15 protein-coding genes are annotated in these 17591 nt (G+C 53.3%); 8 read left to right on the top strand and 7 right to left on the bottom strand.

Annotated features, from left to right (window positions below):
* Window positions 1-7: 7 nt before the first annotated feature.
* Window positions 8-859 (bottom strand): translation elongation factor Ts, encoded by an 852-nt coding sequence (gene tsf, locus ABK821_RS03540; RefSeq protein WP_138362022.1) that lies wholly within the window; start codon window positions 857-859, stop codon window positions 8-10.
* A 119-nt stretch (window positions 860-978) separates the two neighbouring features.
* Complete coding sequence (gene rpsB, locus ABK821_RS03535) at window positions 979-1704, bottom strand: 30S ribosomal protein S2 (RefSeq protein ID WP_138362021.1); 726 nt, start codon at window positions 1702-1704, stop codon at window positions 979-981.
* 324 nt (window positions 1705-2028) lie between these two features.
* Between rpsB and map the strand changes: the two genes are divergently transcribed.
* The 4 genes from map (at window position 2029) to ABK821_RS03515 (ending at window position 7013) form a co-directional block, all read left to right on the top strand.
* On the top strand, window positions 2029-2823 hold the full coding sequence (gene map, locus ABK821_RS03530) for a type I methionyl aminopeptidase (RefSeq protein ID WP_138362020.1): 795 nt from the start codon (window positions 2029-2031) through the stop codon (window positions 2821-2823).
* A gap of 175 nt (window positions 2824-2998) precedes the next feature.
* Window positions 2999-5662 (top strand): bifunctional uridylyltransferase/uridylyl-removing protein GlnD, encoded by a 2664-nt coding sequence (gene glnD / locus ABK821_RS03525; RefSeq protein WP_343177920.1) that lies wholly within the window; start codon window positions 2999-3001, stop codon window positions 5660-5662.
* Window positions 5663-5692: 30 nt separating this feature from the next.
* Window positions 5693-6517, top strand: coding sequence for a 2,3,4,5-tetrahydropyridine-2,6-dicarboxylate N-succinyltransferase (dapD, locus tag ABK821_RS03520; protein WP_138362018.1), 825 nt, complete (start codon window positions 5693-5695; stop codon window positions 6515-6517).
* A 106-nt stretch (window positions 6518-6623) separates the two neighbouring features.
* On the top strand, window positions 6624-7013 hold the full coding sequence (locus ABK821_RS03515; RefSeq protein ID WP_138362017.1) for a DUF3461 family protein: 390 nt from the start codon (window positions 6624-6626) through the stop codon (window positions 7011-7013).
* 47 nt (window positions 7014-7060) lie between these two features.
* Here the strand turns inward: ABK821_RS03515 and ABK821_RS03510 are convergent, their stop codons facing one another.
* From ABK821_RS03510 to dgt, 3 genes are all read right to left on the bottom strand, one after another.
* Window positions 7061-8218, bottom strand: a complete 1158-nt coding sequence (locus tag ABK821_RS03510) for a CdaR family transcriptional regulator (protein ID WP_138362016.1) — start codon at window positions 8216-8218, stop codon at window positions 7061-7063.
* A 191-nt stretch (window positions 8219-8409) separates the two neighbouring features.
* Window positions 8410-9840, bottom strand: a complete 1431-nt coding sequence (degP, locus tag ABK821_RS03505; protein WP_138362015.1) for a serine endoprotease DegP — start codon at window positions 9838-9840, stop codon at window positions 8410-8412.
* 135 nt (window positions 9841-9975) lie between these two features.
* A complete protein-coding gene (gene dgt / locus ABK821_RS03500; RefSeq protein WP_138362014.1) occupies window positions 9976-11490 on the bottom strand; it encodes a dGTPase in 1515 nt (504 codons plus the stop codon).
* 83 nt (window positions 11491-11573) lie between these two features.
* On the opposite strand from dgt, the gene mtnN reads away from it, so the two are divergent.
* From mtnN to ABK821_RS03485, 3 genes are all read left to right on the top strand, one after another.
* Complete coding sequence (gene mtnN / locus ABK821_RS03495; RefSeq protein ID WP_142502988.1) at window positions 11574-12272, top strand: 5'-methylthioadenosine/S-adenosylhomocysteine nucleosidase; 699 nt, start codon at window positions 11574-11576, stop codon at window positions 12270-12272.
* Window positions 12265-13062 carry a vitamin B12 ABC transporter substrate-binding protein BtuF gene (gene btuF, locus ABK821_RS03490; protein WP_142502989.1) on the top strand — a complete coding sequence of 266 codons (798 nt, stop codon included), beginning with the start codon at window positions 12265-12267 and terminating at the stop codon, window positions 13060-13062. The genes mtnN and btuF overlap by 8 nt, the downstream gene beginning before the upstream one ends.
* A gap of 182 nt (window positions 13063-13244) precedes the next feature.
* Complete coding sequence (locus tag ABK821_RS03485; protein ID WP_138362011.1) at window positions 13245-13868, top strand: TRIC cation channel family protein; 624 nt, start codon at window positions 13245-13247, stop codon at window positions 13866-13868.
* A 39-nt stretch (window positions 13869-13907) separates the two neighbouring features.
* On the opposite strand, the gene erpA is transcribed toward ABK821_RS03485, so the two are convergent.
* Complete coding sequence (gene erpA, locus ABK821_RS03480) at window positions 13908-14252, bottom strand: iron-sulfur cluster insertion protein ErpA (protein ID WP_138362010.1); 345 nt, start codon at window positions 14250-14252, stop codon at window positions 13908-13910.
* 81 nt (window positions 14253-14333) lie between these two features.
* Window positions 14334-15752, bottom strand: a complete 1419-nt coding sequence (gene clcA / locus ABK821_RS03475; protein WP_138362009.1) for a H(+)/Cl(-) exchange transporter ClcA — start codon at window positions 15750-15752, stop codon at window positions 14334-14336.
* Between the two features lie 448 nt (window positions 15753-16200).
* Between clcA and hemL the strand changes: the two genes are divergently transcribed.
* A complete protein-coding gene (gene hemL / locus ABK821_RS03470; protein WP_138362008.1) occupies window positions 16201-17481 on the top strand; it encodes a glutamate-1-semialdehyde 2,1-aminomutase in 1281 nt (426 codons plus the stop codon).
* Window positions 17482-17591: the final 110 nt, after the last annotated feature.

Here is a 17591-nt window from a genome sequence, read left to right as displayed (position 1 = left end):
TAGAAAATTAAGACTGCTTGGACATCGCAGCAACTTCTGCTGCAAAATCACTCTCAACTTTCTCGATACCTTCACCCACTTCAAAGCGGATGAAGCCAGTGACGTCAGCGTTGTGCTCTTTCAGCAGTTGACCAACGGATTTGCTCGGTTCCATAACGAACGGCTGGCCGGTCAGAGAAACTTCGCCGGTGAATTTCTTCATGCGGCCTTCAACCATTTTCTCTGCGATTTCTTTCGGCTTGCCAGACTGCATGGCGATGTCCAGCTGAACCTGGTACTCTTTTTCTACCACGTCAGCAGACACATCTTCCGGTTTAACGAATTCAGGCTTGCTTGCCGCAATGTGCATCGCCAGCTGTTTAACCAGCTCTTCACTCGCGCCTGTAGCCGCAACCAGAACGCCGATACGCGCGCCGTGCTGGTAGGACCCCAGAACCTCGCCTTCCAGAGAAGAAACGCGACGGATGTTGATGTTCTCACCAATTTTCGCCACCAGCGCAACACGTTCTTCTTCGAACTGTGCTTTCAGCACTTCAACATCAGTGATTTTGCCAGCAACTGCTGCATCCAGAACCTTGTTAGCAAACGCCTGGAAACCACCATCTTTAGCAACGAAGTCAGTCTGGCAGTTAACTTCCAGAATAATGCCATAGGTGCCGTCGATTTTAGTAATGATCACGCCATCAGCAGCAACGTTACCTGCTTTTTTCGCTGCTTTAATCGCACCAGACTTACGCATGTTTTCGATTGCCAGTTCGATGTCGCCATTCGCTTCAGTCAGCGCTTTTTTGCAATCCATCATGCCTGCGCCGGTACGCTCGCGCAGCTCTTTTACCAGGGATGCGGTAATTTCAGCCATTCTTTAATCCTCGGGAGATGTAATCTGCCCGGTTCAGGGAACCAGACAAACTTGAAAGTGAAAAAGGGGCCGCGAAGAGGCCCCTATTTATACACGGTACTAAATAAGGGTATGCCTTATTATTCAGCTTCTACGAAGCTTTCTTCCGCTTGAGAAGCCAGATCCTGGGAACGGCCTTCACGAACGGTAGCAGCAACAGCGCTCAGGTACAGGCTAACTGCGCGGATTGCGTCATCGTTACCCGGGATAACGAAATCAACGCCGTCCGGATCGGAGTTAGTATCAACGATAGCAAATACCGGGATACCCAGGTTGTTTGCTTCTTTGATTGCGATGTGCTCGTGGTCAGCGTCGATAACGAACAGTGCGTCCGGCAGACCGCCCATATCTTTGATACCGCCCAGGCTGTTTTCCAGCTTGTCCAGCTCACGAGTGCGCATCAGCGCTTCTTTTTTGGTCAGCTTGTCGAAAGTACCGTCCTGGGATTGCGTTTCCAGGTCTTTCAGACGTTTGATAGACTGACGAACGGTTTTCCAGTTAGTCAGCATACCGCCCAGCCAGCGATGGTTCACGAAGAACTGGTCGCAGCTGTTAGCCGCGTCTTTTACCGCTTCGCTTGCAGCGCGCTTAGTACCAACGAAAAGGATTTTACCTTTACGAGCAGCAATCTTGTTCAGTTCAGCCAGCGCGTCGTTGAACATCGGTACCGTTTTCTCAAGGTTGATGATGTGAACTTTGTTACGCGCGCCGAAGATGAAAGGCTTCATTTTCGGGTTCCAGTAACGGGTCTGGTGACCAAAGTGAACACCAGCCTTGAGCATGTCGCGCATGGAAACAGTTGCCATGTTTAAAACCTCTATAGATAAAAGTTGGGGTTATGCCTCCACGTATCCCATATTACCGACCCCAAAGGGCACCCCGGAATATGTGCCGATACGTGTGTGTTGTTACACAAAGTGAGATTTATCGCTTCCGTCCATCTTGTGTAGTCTTCGAATGGAGCAGAAGTCCGGCGCGCTTTATACCACAAAACAGGACCGGAAACCAACAGTTGTTGACGCGGCCTTGCCGTTAATGATTCTCAATTTGGCAGCAGGACACCCGGACTGTTAACATTGATCGCACATCATTTATTATTGTCGCAAAAACGACGCAGCTGGACACTATCCATGGCTATTTCTATCAAGACACCTGAAGACATCGAAAAAATGCGCGTTGCTGGCCGTCTGGCCGCTGAAGTGCTGGAAATGATCGAACCCTATGTGAAACCGGGCGTCAGCACCGGCGAGTTAGATCGTATCTGCAACGATTACATCGTTAACGAACAAAAAGCCGTCTCTGCCTGCCTCGGCTATCACGGTTTTCCCAAATCCGTCTGTATCTCTATCAATGAAGTGGTATGCCACGGGATCCCTGACGACGAAAAGCGGCTGAAAGATGGCGATATCGTCAACATCGACGTCACCGTGATTAAAGATGATTTCCACGGCGATACCTCAAAAATGTTTATCGTCGGCAAACCAACCATTCTTGGTGAGCGTCTGTGCCGTATCACCCAGGAAAGCCTCTACCTGGCGCTAAAAATGGTCAAGCCTGGCATCAACCTGCGAGCCATCGGCGCGGCAATCCAGAAATTCGTTGAAGCCGAAGGATTCTCCGTCGTACGCGAATATTGCGGTCACGGTATCGGCCGCGGCTTCCACGAAGAGCCGCAGGTATTGCATTACGACTCCCCGGAAACCAACGTGGTGCTCAAACCGGGTATGACCTTCACTATTGAACCGATGGTCAACGCGGGTAAAAAAGAGATCCGCAGCATGAAAGACGGCTGGACGGTAAAAACCAAAGACCGGAGCTTGTCTGCGCAATACGAGCATACTATTGTGGTAACAGATAACGGCTGCGAAATCCTGACGTTACGTAAGGATGACACCATCCCGGCGATAATCTCGCACAACGAATGATGAGAAGCCGGCGCCAGCCGGTTTTTTTATGACGGGCACGCCCGATACCTTCGGGCAGCCACAAGCGATTGTTGATGACGGGCGCCCTGCCCGTCCCCCCTTGGGCCGCCGCAAGCGACGTTAAAAATCGCTCCCGGCGATTTTTTATGGGCGATAGTTTTTTTATGGTGACGCAATGAGCAACTCTTTACCTGACGCTGTCCCCCCCGACCTGTCCGCTCAACCGGATAATCCGGGAGACTGGCCGCAGAGCGACTTTAACTGTGCCGACATTAAAGCGCATCTCGACACTTTCCAGCACTGGCTGGGAGAGGCTTTTGATAACGGTATCGCCGCAGAAAAGTTGATCGAAGCGCGTACCGAATTTATCGATCAGTTGCTCCAGCGACTGTGGATTGAGTACGGTTTCGGTTCGGTTAACCATATCGCTCTGGTGGCGGTCGGCGGCTACGGTCGCGGCGAGCTTCACCCGCTCTCCGATATCGACCTGCTGATTCTGAGCCGTCACAAGCTGCCCGATGGGCAGGCGCAAAAAGTCGGCGAATTGTTAACCTTATTGTGGGATATCAAGCTGGAAGTCGGCCACAGCGTGCGCACGCTCGAAGAGTGCCTGCAGGAAGGGCTGTCAGACCTCAGCGTCGCCACCAACCTGATTGAGTCCCGCCTGCTTATCGGCGACGTCGCGCTCTTCCTTGAGATGCAAAAGCATATATTCAGCGATGATTTCTGGCCATCGGAAACGTTTTTTGCGGCAAAAGTCGAAGAGCAGAATGCACGTCATCAGCGCTATCACGGTACCAGCTATAATCTTGAGCCGGACGTCAAAAGCAGCCCCGGCGGCCTGCGCGATATCCACACACTGCAGTGGATTGCCCGTCGTCATTTCGGCGCCACTTCGCTGGATGAAATGGTCGGCTTCGGCTTCCTCACAGAAGCCGAACGGAACGAGCTTAACGAGTGTCTGCACCAGCTCTGGCGCATTCGCTTCGCCCTTCATCTTGAGCTAAATCGCTATGACAACCGACTGCTATTTGACAGGCAGTTCAGCGTCGCCCGCCGACTGCGCTATGAAGGCGAATGCAATCAGCCTATCGAGCACATGATGAAGGATTTCTTCCGCGTCACGCGACGGGTGAGTGAGCTGAACCATATGCTGATCCAGCTGTTCGAAGAGGCGATTCTCGCGCTCACTGAGGATGAAAAGCCGCGGCCAATTGATGATGATTTTCAACTACGTGGGACGCTTATCGATTTACGTGATGACACGCTGTTTATCCGCGAACCGCAGGCTATCCTGCGCATGTTCTTCACGATGGTACGCAACAGCAGTATTACTGGCATCTACTCCACCACCCTTCGCCACCTGCGCCACGCCCGGCGTCATCTGACGCAGCCGCTGTGCTACATTCCGGAAGCGCGCACCATTTTTCTCAGTATGCTGCGCCATCAGGGCGCGGTGAGCCGGGGACTGCTGCCAATGCACCGCCATAGCGTGTTGTGGGCCTATATGCCGCAGTGGTCGCATATTGTCGGCCAGATGCAGTTCGACCTGTTTCACGCCTATACCGTGGATGAACACACCATTCGCGTGCTGCTCAAGCTCGAAAGTTTCGCCAAAGAGGAGAACCGCGGCATTCATCCACTCTGCGTGGAACTCTGGCCACGCCTGTCGCATCCAGAACTGATTCTTATCGCTGCCCTCTTCCACGACATCGCCAAAGGGCGCGGCGGCGATCATTCGATTCTCGGCGCCCAGGACGTGCTCAAATTTGCCGAACTGCATGGCCTTAATTCCCGCGAAACCCAGCTGGTCGCCTGGCTGGTACGCCATCATCTGTTGATGTCGGTAACCGCCCAGCGCCGGGATATTCAGGACCCGGAAGTGATCAAGCAGTTTGCCGAAGAGGTACAGACGGAAAACCGACTTCACTATCTGATCTGTCTGACCGTTGCCGATATCTGCGCCACCAACGAAAATTTGTGGAACAGCTGGAAACAAAGTCTACTGCGCGAGCTCTATTTCGCCACCGAAAAACAGCTTCGTCGCGGCATGCAAAACATCCCGGATATGCGCGAGCGGGTTCGCCACCACCAGCTACAGGCGCTGGCGCTATTGCGAATGGAAAATATTAATGAACAGGCGCTGCACCAGATCTGGAACCGTTGTCGCGCCAACTATTTTGTGCGTCACACGCCAAACCAGCTCGCCTGGCATGCGCGCAACCTGCTGCAACACGATCTCAGCAAACCGATGATCCTGCTGAGTTCCCACGCTACGCGCGGCGGCACCGAGATTTTTATCTGGAGCCCGGATCGCCCATACCTGTTCGCGGCGGTCTGCGGCGAGCTGGATCGCCGTAACCTTAGCGTCCACGATGCGCAAATCTTTACGACCCGCGACGGTATGGCGATGGATACCTTCATCGTTCTTGAGCCGGATGGCAGCCCGCTTTCCACCGACCGGCACGAGATGATTCGCGTGGGCCTGGAACAGACCATCACCCAGCGCAGCTGGCAACCGCCGGCCCCTCGTCGCCAGGCATCGAAACTCAAACACTTTTCGGTCCCGACCGAGGTTAATTTCCTGCCGACGCATACTGAGCGGAAATCCTTTCTTGAGCTTATCGCCCTCGATCAGCCGGGTCTGCTAGCCTGCGTCGGCCAGGTGTTTGCCGACCTCGGGATCTCACTCCACGGCGCGCGAATTACGACAATCGGTGAGCGAGTAGAAGATTTATTTATAATCGCCACCGCAGACCGGCGTGCCCTTAATAATGAGCTGCAACAAGAAGTGCAACAACGGTTGACAGAGGCCCTCAATCCAAACGATAAAGGGTAGTGTGTTTATTCATATGGAAAGAGTTTAACAATGCAGCAGTTACAGAACGTTATTGAGTCCGCTTTCGAGCGTCGCGCCGACATCACGCCGGCAAACGTGGATACCGTAACCCGTGAAACGGTTAACCAGGTCATTTCTTTGCTTGATTCCGGCGCGCTGCGTGTCGCTGAAAAAATCGACGGCCAGTGGGTAACGCATCAATGGCTGAAGAAAGCGGTTCTGCTCTCTTTCCGTATTAACGATAACCAGGTTATCGATGGTGCGGAAAGCCGCTACTTCGATAAAGTCCCGATGAAGTTTGCGGATTATGATGATGCGCGTTTCCAGAAGGAAGGTTTTCGCGTGGTTCCGCCAGCGGCCGTGCGCCAGGGGGCGTTTATCGCTCGCAATACGGTACTGATGCCCTCCTATGTGAACATCGGCGCATTCGTTGACGAAGGCACCATGGTGGATACCTGGGCAACCGTCGGTTCCTGCGCGCAAATCGGTAAAAACGTTCACTTGTCCGGCGGCGTCGGCATCGGTGGCGTACTGGAGCCTCTGCAGGCTAACCCGACCATCATTGAAGACAACTGCTTTATCGGCGCGCGTTCTGAAGTCGTTGAAGGCGTTATCGTCGAAGAAGGCTCGGTTATTTCTATGGGCGTGTACATCGGTCAGAGCACCCGTATTTATGACCGTGAAACCGGCGAAATACATTATGGCCGCGTACCGGCAGGCTCCGTGGTGGTGTCGGGCAACCTGCCGTCAAAAGATGGTAAGTACAGTCTGTACTGCGCCGTCATCGTGAAAAAGGTCGATGCGAAGACCCGCGGAAAGGTCGGAATCAACGAACTCCTGCGAACCATCGACTAAGCAGTGTAAAAGCGGGATATCTCCCGCTTTTTTTCTCTTTGACGCTGGCGGAAATAGATTTTTTCGTTAATTATTCATAGATTACGATGACATCAAAGGTACCGTTATGTACGATAATCTGAAAAGTCTTGGTATTACCAATCCTGATGAAATCGATCGCTATAGCCTGCGACAGGAAGCCAACAACGACATTCTGAAAATCTATTTTCACAAGGATAAAGGCGAGTTTTTTGCCAAAAGCGTTAAGTTTAAATATCCGCGTCAGCGCAAAACTATTGTTGCTGACGGCGTGGGCCAGGGGTATAAAGAGGTTCAGGAAATTAGCCCCAATCTGCGCTATATCATTGATGAGCTGGATCAAATCTGTCAGCGCGATCGCACTGAAGTCGATCTGAAACGCAAGATCCTTGACGATCTGCGTCATCTGGAAAGCGTCGTTACCAACAAGATCAGCGAAATTGAAGCCGATCTGGAAAAACTGACGCGCAATAAATAAGTTTTGCTCTGTTTCCGGCGGGGATCAGCTCTGCCGGGAACAGCAGACTATCTTTGCTCATCAAGCTGCAGCGCGATATACAGCAACAGACGATCGTCAAAACTCCCCAGATTCAGCCCCGTCAGTTCAGCAATGCGATTCAAACGATATTCCAGGGTATTACGGTGAATAAATAGCGCCTTTGAGGTTGCCAGCGGCTGTACATTATGCCGAAACCATGCCAGCAAGGTACGCCGCAACAGACCGTTATTATCCATCGCTTTCAGGCGCACAAGAGGACGCGCCAGCTCGTTGGCCTGCCAGCCGCCACGCAGGCTATCGAGCAACACCGGCAGCATCAAATCCTGGTAATAATAGCTCCGGCTCTCCGGTATTCTCTGTTTGCCGACCATCATTGTGGTCCGGGCGGTACGATAAGAACGCGCGATGCTGCCCGGGCCGGTGAAGAAGTTGCCCAGCGCCACACGAAAACGCAGCTGGCCATTCTCTTTCATTCTGCTAATTAGCTGCTCAACACGTTTGCGGTGATCTTCCGCATCCCAGCGACCAAAAGCATTCAGAGCCGGTTTCAGCACCACCATTTCAGTCAGCGAAACAATGGCCACCAGATTATTTCGATCCGGGGTTGTCAGCGCGGTTTGTAACTGCTGAAGCTCCGCCATCGCGCTATCGACGCCCAACTGGCCGCTATCCACCTCAATCGTCGCGACCACGCGCGGCTGGTTCAGATCGATCCCCAGGCGCTGCGCCCATTCAGTCAGCGCTGGCGTATTCTCTTCCGCCTGAATCAGGTTCATGACCAGCTCTTCACGCAAACGGCTATCCTGGGCCAAAAGATGCATCAACCGTGATTGCTCCAGCATCATCTCGGCAGTCATACAAACCAGTTCGCCATATTTACGTAGCGACTCCGGTTCACCGGTCAGGCCGATAACGCCAACGATTTCGCCTTCCAGACGCAACGGCAGATTGATCCCCTGACGCACGCCGTGCAGATGCCGGGCTACGGCATCATCAATATCCACAACGCGTCCCTGAGATAATACCAACAGCGCCCCTTCGTGCAATTCCCCAATTCGTTCGCGGTCTCCGCTGCCAATAATGCGCCCGCGAGCATCCATTACGTTAATATTGGTATCAATGATGCGCATCGTGCGCGCCACGATATCCTGCGCCATTTTGGTATCAAGATGCCAGCCAGCCATGTAACCCTCCCGTGAGCAGGCTAACAGAATAGAAGAGTTGGCAACACGTCGCATTGTGCATTTGCACAAAGCCGGAAGAATAAGTATGGAGTTGTGGGAAGCATCACAGAACGCCGGAGAAAATAACCGGCAGCGCCCAAAAAGCCCCTTCCCTTCGCAAGAAGAAAAGAGGCTTCAGCGACAGAGAACGATTACTGCATCAGCAGATAGATAGACGTGTCGCCACGCTGAATATTCAGAGCCAGAACCGACGGTTTGGAATCGAATATTTTGCGCAGGTCGGCAATATTTTTCACCGGCTGCTGGTTAGCGCCAACAATAATATCGCCTTTCTTCAGACCAATCTGCGCAGCCGGGGTGCCAGCTTTTACGCTGCTCACCACCACGCCTTTATTCTGGCCTTTATTGCTCATTTCCGCCCCTTCAATACCATTGAAGATGGTGCTGGAGTCAACCTGATTCTGGTTGCTTTGCTGCAGTTCAACGGTCACGGTGACCGGTTTACCCTCACGCAACAGCCCAAGCTCAACTTTGCTGCCGACAGGCATCGTCCCCACCTGAGCACGCAGCGCGGCAAAACTGCTGATCGCCTTGCCATTCAGAGAGGTGATCACATCCCCCGCTTTAATGCCCGCTTTAGCAGCCGCAGAATTCGGCAGAACCTGGCTCACGAATGCCCCGCGCTGAGCATCAACTTTCATCGCTTTCGCCAGTTCGGAATTCAGCTCGGTTCCCATGATCCCCAGTTCGCCACGTTTAACCTGACCATACTTAATCATCTGATCGGTCAGGTTTTTCACCATGTTGCTGGGGATCGCGAAACCAATACCAATGTTGCCGCCGTCCGGCGCCAGAATCGCAGTATTGATACCGATCAATTCACCGTTCAGGTTAACCAACGCTCCGCCGGAGTTACCGCGGTTAATTGCCGCATCGGTCTGGATAAAGTTTTCATAATTTTCAACATTAAGCCCACTACGACCTAATGCGGACACGATCCCTGACGTCACGGTTTCACCCAGACCAAAAGGGTTACCAATCGCCACGGTGTAATCCCCAACGCGCAGAGCATCGGAGTCAGCCAGCTTAATCGCGCTCAGGTTTTTTGGATCCTGGATTTGAATCAGTGCGATATCGGAGCGCGGGTCTTTACCCACCACTTTCGCATCAAATTTGCGCCCATCGCTCAGTTGAACCTTGATGGTGGTGGCATTCTCTACAACGTGGTTATTAGTGACGACATAACCTTTAGCGGCATCAATAATTACCCCAGAGCCGAGAGCCATAAATTTCTGCTGCTGGCTACCATCGTTATTACCTGACGCGCCGCCCTGACAGAATGGAGAACCCTGGAACGGCGAACCATCCTGGCAGAACGGTGAATTATCGCCGAAGAACTGCTGGAAGTTACGCGGCATCCGCGGGGTATTAACGGTGGTGCTCCCCTCAACGTTAATGCTCACAACCGACGGCATCACCTTTTCCAGCATTGGCGCCAGACTCGGCATCTGCTGTGCATTCGTAGCCGAAGAAGCCGTTTCCGCCGCGCTCGCAGAGAGAGGGGACAACGCCAGACCTAAACTCAGAGCCAGAGCACTCATTGCTAACGTGGTTTTTTTCATATGTTTCAATCTCGATTTCAGATAATGAATAGTTGCTGTGTACGTGACTATCAGAGTCATTTTATAGCGCGAAGTTCCGGCATGATGTTTCGGCAAAAAGTAAAAATTTATTGTCCGTCTTTACAAAACTCATGCTTATTCCACGGCCATCAGTCGTCGATATTCATCCCATGCGTACAAATCAGTCATCCCGCTGATATAGTCCTGAATGAGACGGCAGCGATAATAATATTCCATCACCGGAAATTCTTTGCTGTCACGCGGGATCTTATTTACGGCTTCGACATAAGCCAGCCGATGACGGGCTGAAAGTTTCTGCAACAGGCGTGATGCGATGGGTAAGCTTCGCACCCGCTCTTTTTCCACCAGCAGACTGAACTCATCCAGCGATAATTTGAGCAGCGGCTGGTAAATATCTAACAAACCACTAATAACGCGGTAGCCCTGCAATTCCAGCTGCTCAACATCAGGATGACTAAACACATGTTTCACTGCGACATTTTTATAAAGTTCAAGCAACTGACTGCAGTCACTGTCATCCTCAAGCAGCGCGTGATTAAAATCGCCGTGAAAAATTCTCGGCAAGTTATCAATAAATCTACGGGCCGCATATGGCGCCAGCCTATTCAGCGTATTGACCCGTAAATACATAAAGAATTGATCTTCAGTGCCTCGACTAAGAGAATTCGCACGCGATTTTTCCCAGGCATTTTCGACAATTTGATTAAACAGGGAACCTTTTTCGTGAACGCCCCAGGCATCATACAAATGTTGATAAAGCTGTTCCACGCTGAAGATCCGTTTTTCTACCGCGTCCTCAAGATCGGCGACACAATATGAGATGTCATCCGCCGCTTCCATAATCCAGGTTAACGGGAATCGATTGTAAGGGGCCAGATCAAGTTCTTTACGCAACCTCGCGACATACTCTTCTTCGGCTAAATAATAACCAGGCTTCTTCATTAAATAATTATGGCTAACCGGCGGTTCGCCGCGCCACCATGCCGGACGAGTATATTTTAAAATACAGCCTACCTGCGCCCAGGTCAGATTCATACGCATCAGGGTATGAACTAAACGAATACTCTGCGCATTTCCTTCAAACCAACATAAATCCTGGCGAACTTTACGGCGTAAGTCATTCAACGGGCTCTCCCCTTCCAGCAAACGCAGCACCTCAACCACGCAGCGATCGTCCGTTAATGGCTGGCTGGCCGCATCGCCGGGAAACAGCCGCTGGCTGAACCAGTCGTTAATCGCCGCCTCACCAAAATGACCAAATGGCGGATTGCCAATATCGTGCATCAGGCAGGCCATCTCAACGATACTTTCGAACGGCCCGGTGAGCTCATCCAGCCCATAGCTCTCGAGCAGCTTTTGCTCTTTCAGACGACTCAGCACCTCTTTAGCGATGTAGCGCCCAACCTGCTGGACTTCAAGGGAGTGGGTGAGACGCGTACGCACCGCTGCGTTACGCTCCAGCGGAAAAACCTGGGTTTTTTGCTGCAATCGACGGATCGCCGGTGAATTGATGATACGCCCGCGATCGCTTTCAAAAATGCGCAGGATTTCATGCTCCGTTTTGACCCCTTGCGGTGAACGGTAGCGGCGATGCCAGTTAATCTTATTGCGAAAATCAATCTTTGCCATGATCTCCCCCGAGCGAGCAATACGTTTCCTTCTAAGCGCATGATAGACTATGCCGTTAAAACCCACACATCGCGAGTAAATCTATGAAAATCGGCATTATTGGCGCTATGGAAGAAGAAGTTACCCTCCTGCGCGACAAAATCGACAACCGTCAGACTATCGCTATCGGCGGCAGCGAAATCTACACCGGCCAGCTTCAGGGCACCGATGTCGCGCTACTGAAATCGGGTATTGGTAAAGTTGCCGCCGCCATGGGAGCGACTCTGCTGATGGAACACTGTAAACCAGATGTGGTTATTAATACCGGCTCCGCAGGCGGTCTGGCGTCGACCCTGAAGGTTGGTGATATCGTTGTCTCCGACGAAACGCGCTACCATGATGCCGACGTCACCGCGTTTGGCTATGAGTATGGTCAACTGCCGGGCTGCCCTGTTGGTTTCAACGCCGACGAAAAACTGATTGCCGCCGCGGAAACCTGCATCAAAGCGCTGAACCTTAACGCGGTACGCGGCCTGATTGTCAGCGGCGACGCCTTTATCAACGGCTCCACGGGTCTGGCCAAAATCCGTCACCATTTCCCGCAGGCCGTCGCGGTAGAAATGGAAGCGACCGCCATCGCACATGTCTGCCACAGCTACGGTGTGCCCTTTGTTGTCGTTCGCGCCATCTCCGATGTTGCCGATCAGCAGTCTCATCTGAGTTTCGATGAATTCCTCGCCGTCGCCGCTAAGCAGTCCACCCTGATGGTGGAAAACCTGGTGCAGCACCTGTCCCGTGGTTAAGTCGTTTAAAACAGCGCTTGCCGTTCTGCTGCTGGTTCCGGCGTGGCTATTCGCCGCGCCGCGAGTGATTACCCTCTCTCCCGCCAATACCGAACTGGCATTTGCTGCCGGCATTACGCCTGTTGGCGTGAGTAGCTATTCCGATTACCCTCCCGAAGCCGCAAAGATAGAGCAGGTTTCCAGCTGGCAGGGAATGAATCTGGAACGCATCGTCGCACTCAAACCGGACATGGTGCTGGCGTGGCGCGGCGGCAACGCGGAACGACAGGTCAACCAGCTAAGCTCGCTTGGGATTAAGGTTATCTGGGTCAAGACTTCGACCATCGAAGACATCATTGCCACGCTTCGTCAACTGGCGCAGTGGAGCCCGCAGCCAGAAAAAGCGCGACAGGCGGCGCAGAAGATGGAAGAGGCGTACCTGACGCTGAAAGCCCGCTATGCCAGAACGCCCAAAAAACGCGTGTTTTTACAGTTCGGAGCTAACCCTCTCTTTACCAGCAGCAAAGGATCGATTCAGGATCAGGTGCTGACGCTGTGTGGAGGAGAAAACATTTTTGCCGACAGCCGGGTCCCCTGGCCGCAGGTCAGCCGTGAACAGGTGCTGGCAAGGCAACCGCAGGCGATTGTCATTGCTGGCGACGCCAGTGAACTTCCCGCCGTTGCCCGCTTCTGGCGGAATCAGTTAAAAATTTCGCTTATTGCGCTACATGGCGACTGGTTTGAACGGGCAAGTCCACGTATTATCCTCGCCGCAAAACAACTCTGTACGGCGCTTGAGCAGATAAAATAATCACCTGCTAACCAGGTGTCAGGAGCCTATCCCGGTAGGCGTAATTGTTGCAGCCAGTTTGGACACGCACAGCGCGGAACAACCGGAGTGTACATGCAGTACGTGAGGATTGTGAGCGCTGCCTGAGGCCAAAATGGCAAATAAAATAGCCTAATGGGATAGGCTCTAAGTGGAAACTAACGATGCTTGTCTATTGGCTCGATATTATTGGCACTGCCGTATTTGCCATCTCCGGCGTCCTGCTGGCCGGAAAGCTGCGTATGGACCCTTTCGGCGTGCTGGTATTAGGCGTGGTCACCGCAGTGGGCGGCGGCACGATTCGCGATATGGCCCTCGCTAACGGGCCGGTATTTTGGGTAAAAGATCCCACCGACCTGGTGGTGGCGATGGTCACCAGTATGCTCACTATCCTGCTGGTTCGCCAGCCGCGTCGGTTACCTAAATGGGTGCTGCCGGTACTGGATGCCGTCGGCCTGGCGGTATTTGTCGGCATTGGCGTCAACAAAGCGTTTCTTGCCCATAGCGGGCCATTAGTGGCCGTCTGTATGGGCGTGGTTACCGGCGTCGGCGGTGGGATTATCCGCGATGTGCTGGCGCGTGAAATCCCGATGATTCTGCGCACGGAAATCTACGCCACGGCCTGCATCATCGGCGGTATCGTACACGCAACGGCGTATTACATCTTTCATGTTCCGCTTGAAAACGCGGCAATGACCGGAATGGTCGTTACACTGACAATTCGACTGGCGGCAATTCGTTGGCACCTGAAGCTGCCAACTTTTGCGCTTGATGAGAACGGGCGCTGAAAATCTTCTCCGGCGGAGGAATATCCGCCGGGGCAAGTATCAGATGCTGAACGAAGACCCACAGCCGCAGGTGCTTTTCGCATTCGGGTTAGTGACGATAAAACGCGACCCTTCAAGGCCTTCAGTATAATCGACGGAACCGCCGACCAGATACTGCAGGCTCATTGGATCAACCACCAGGCCAACCCCCTGCTTCTCGATAGTCATATCCCCATCGTTAACCTGATCGTCAAAGGTAAAACCGTACTGGAAACCGCTGCAACCACCACCGGTGATATACACCCGCAGCTTCAGGTTCGGATTATCTTCATCCGCAATCAGATCTTTTACTTTTATCGCTGCGGCGTCGGTAAACTCAAGCGGCAACGCTACATCATCACTCATTTTATGCTCCCATTGATACTTCTGACCGGTTAAAGAATGACCCGGTCTTTTGAGCCATTATCCAATACCCGAGTAATTCGTTCAAGTATTCTCCCCACCGACCGGCTGCGCCTTTGCTGCCTGTTCAGCCTCTTGTTTCGCCAGAGTACGCTGCAGAATTGTCGAGTATAAAGGCTTGCCGCCGAGGAACTGCGCCAATAGTGTTGCGCCGAGACAGGTAATAATCATTGGCAAAATGAGCTGATAGTTGTCGGTCATCTCCAGCACCAGCACAATACCGGTCAATGGCGCACGTACCGAGGCTGCAAGCAATGCCCCCATGCCGGCGATGGCAAAGGTTCCCGCATCCAGATGATACGCCGGAAACAGCGGCATCGCAGCCATACCGAATGCCGTTCCCAACAGCGTCCCCAGCGCCAGCATCGGCGCAAAGATACCGCCAGGCGCGCCGGAAGAGAAGCACAGCAGCGTGGTAATCACCCGGGCGATAAAAATAAACAGTAGCAAACCAACAGAAAAGTTGCCTTCTGCGGCAATTGGAATCAGGTTAAATCCACCTCCCGCCGCCGCTGGCTGAATAAAGCCAAGAACGCCGCAGCATCCACCAATCAAGCCGCCAATCAGTACCCACTTCCGGGTATTTCCGCCATGAATATACTGGAACATATCCTGGGTACGCAGCACCAGAGTGTTAAACAACGGGCCGATACAGCCAAAAATCATCCCCAGAATCAAATAGAGCCACAGCGTGTTAACCGGCGCATTGCTCAGTTTACCGACTTCAATAATCGCGTTCTCGCCATTAAAAATGCGATAAACAATGGTCGCCATAATCACGCCGGTAAACACAGCTTTAATGGAGATCAGATTGTAGCGAAACTGCGGGCGCATCTCTTCAATAATAAACAGAATACCGGCCAGCGGCGCGTTAAACGCGGCGGAAAGCCCGGCCGCCGCGCCGGTGGCCAGCAGCGTATGCCGGGCTTCCGCACTGCGCATGCGGAAAATATCGACCACCATACGCCCGATATTGCCGCCAAGCTGCACCATCGGCCCTTCACGCCCCAGCACCATACCTGCGCCCAGCGTTCCCATCCCGCCAATAAATTTTACCGGCAGCACGCGCCACCAGCGTACGGGCCGCAGTTCCTCCAGCGCGCCCTCAATTTCCGGGATCCCGGAGCCCCCGGCTTCCGGCGCAAAAAGACGCACCAGCAAATACCCCACCATCGCCAGCAAGCCGGAAAAAACAAAAGCCAGCAGCCAGACCAAAAAACCGTGGTCCGCCACCTCAACCAACGTACCGATACGTATGTTTTGCACCCAGTTAACGCTTTTCTCAAAAGCGACGCCAATCAGCCCGGCCAGGATGCCAACTACAGCCGCCATTAATAAGACCGCGAGGGGCGTTTTATCACGCTGAATCAGTCGCCGCACAGCATCGCCACGGCGAATCCGCACAAACTGATGTTCTGCATAAGAGGGGTTTTCTGCTTTCATGCCATTATCAATTATTGGTAATACAAATGGAAAGAGGGCATTTTAGCCGCACTAATCGGTTCCGTCGCCAAAAAAATGCACAATTGCCATACTGTTTCACTTGGGCAAAGCTTTTATACCTTAAATAATTCGAGTTGCAGGACAAAACGGTTAACCGTTTTGAACAGCGCTTGCGCGGGCCTCACAGAGGTGAGGCCACAGGCCGAATCACGCGGCGACGCAGTGAATCTCCGGGAGCGTACTCCAGTGCGTGACAGGGGTGAGCGACAAATCTGTCAGGAACAGATTTGCACGTCGCCGGGCGACGGCCCGTAAGAGTGAGTCTCATGGATGAGACGAGTCGCTCAGAAGCCAGGGCACATGCAACAGAAGTATGACGGGTATATAACCTTTCGGGAATAACTTAGAATAGCCAGCAAAACATTTTTCACGAACCAGGACCCTGGCAATGAGCAAATCTGAAAACCTGTATAACGCTGCGCGTGAACTCATCCCCGGCGGCGTGAACTCTCCGGTACGCGCCTTCACCGGCGTCGGCGGAACGCCGCTGTTTATCGAGCGCGCCGACGGCGCCTATCTCTACGACGTCGATGGTAAAGCGTATATCGATTATGTCGGTTCCTGGGGGCCGATGGTTCTGGGACACAATCATCCGGCAATCCGCAACGCGGTTATTGAAGCGGCCGGGCGTGGTCTAAGTTTTGGTGCGCCAACGGAGATGGAAGTCAAAATGGCGGCGCTGGTCACCGAACTGGTTCCGACGATGGATATGGTGCGCATGGTGAACTCCGGCACCGAAGCGACCATGAGCGCCATTCGCCTGGCCCGCGGCTTTACCGGCCGCGACAAAATCATCAAATTCGAGGGCTGCTATCACGGCCATGCCGACTGCCTGCTGGTGAAGGCCGGTTCCGGCGCACTGACCCTCGGCCAGCCGAACTCTCCAGGGGTCCCGGCTGATTTCGCTAAACACACCCTGACCTGCACCTATAACGATCTGGCATCGGTTCGCACTGCGTTCGAACAATATCCGCAGGATATCGCCTGTATCATCGTGGAGCCGGTCGCCGGAAATATGAACTGCGTCCCGCCGCTACCAGAGTTCCTGCCGGGGCTGCGCGCACTGTGCGACGAGTTCGGCGCGCTGTTGATTATTGATGAAGTGATGACCGGTTTCCGCGTGGCGCTGGCTGGCGCGCAGGATTACTACGGCGTCGTGCCGGATCTGACCTGTCTTGGCAAAATCATTGGCGGCGGTATGCCGGTCGGCGCCTTCGGCGGACGCCGGGAAGTGATGGATGCACTGGCCCCGACGGGGCCGGTTTATCAGGCAGGTACCCTGTCCGGCAATCCGATAGCGATGGCGGCGGGCTTCGCCTGCTTAAACGAAGTCGCTCAGCCAGGCGTGCATGAAACCCTTACCGAACTGACTAACCAGTTGGCTCAGGGTCTGCTGGACGCCGCCGGCGACGCCGGAATTCCGCTGGTGGTGAATAACGTTGGCGGTATGTTCGGTATCTTCTTTACCGATGCGCCAGCCGTCACCTGCTATCAGGATGTGGTCAAGTGCGATGTGGCGCGTTTCAGACGCTTCTTCCACCTGATGCTGGAAGAAGGTATCTATCTTGCTCCGTCGGCGTTTGAAGCGGGCTTTATGTCCATCGCCCACAGCGAAGAAGATATTGATAATACCATCGCCGCGGCGCGGAACGCTTTCGCGAAGCTGTAAATAAAAATCCGGGCTATCGGGAGATGAGCGATAGCCCTGGCCTGTTCCGTTCACTGGCAATACGAGAATATTTTTGATATTCCTTGCGTGTGAACGGCATCAGGCCTGAA

Source organism: Klebsiella sp. KE9456 (genome assembly GCF_043832615.1).
Lineage (GTDB): Bacteria > Pseudomonadota > Gammaproteobacteria > Enterobacterales > Enterobacteriaceae > Klebsiella > Klebsiella indica.
This window is presented reverse-complemented; position numbering and strand designations above follow the sequence as displayed.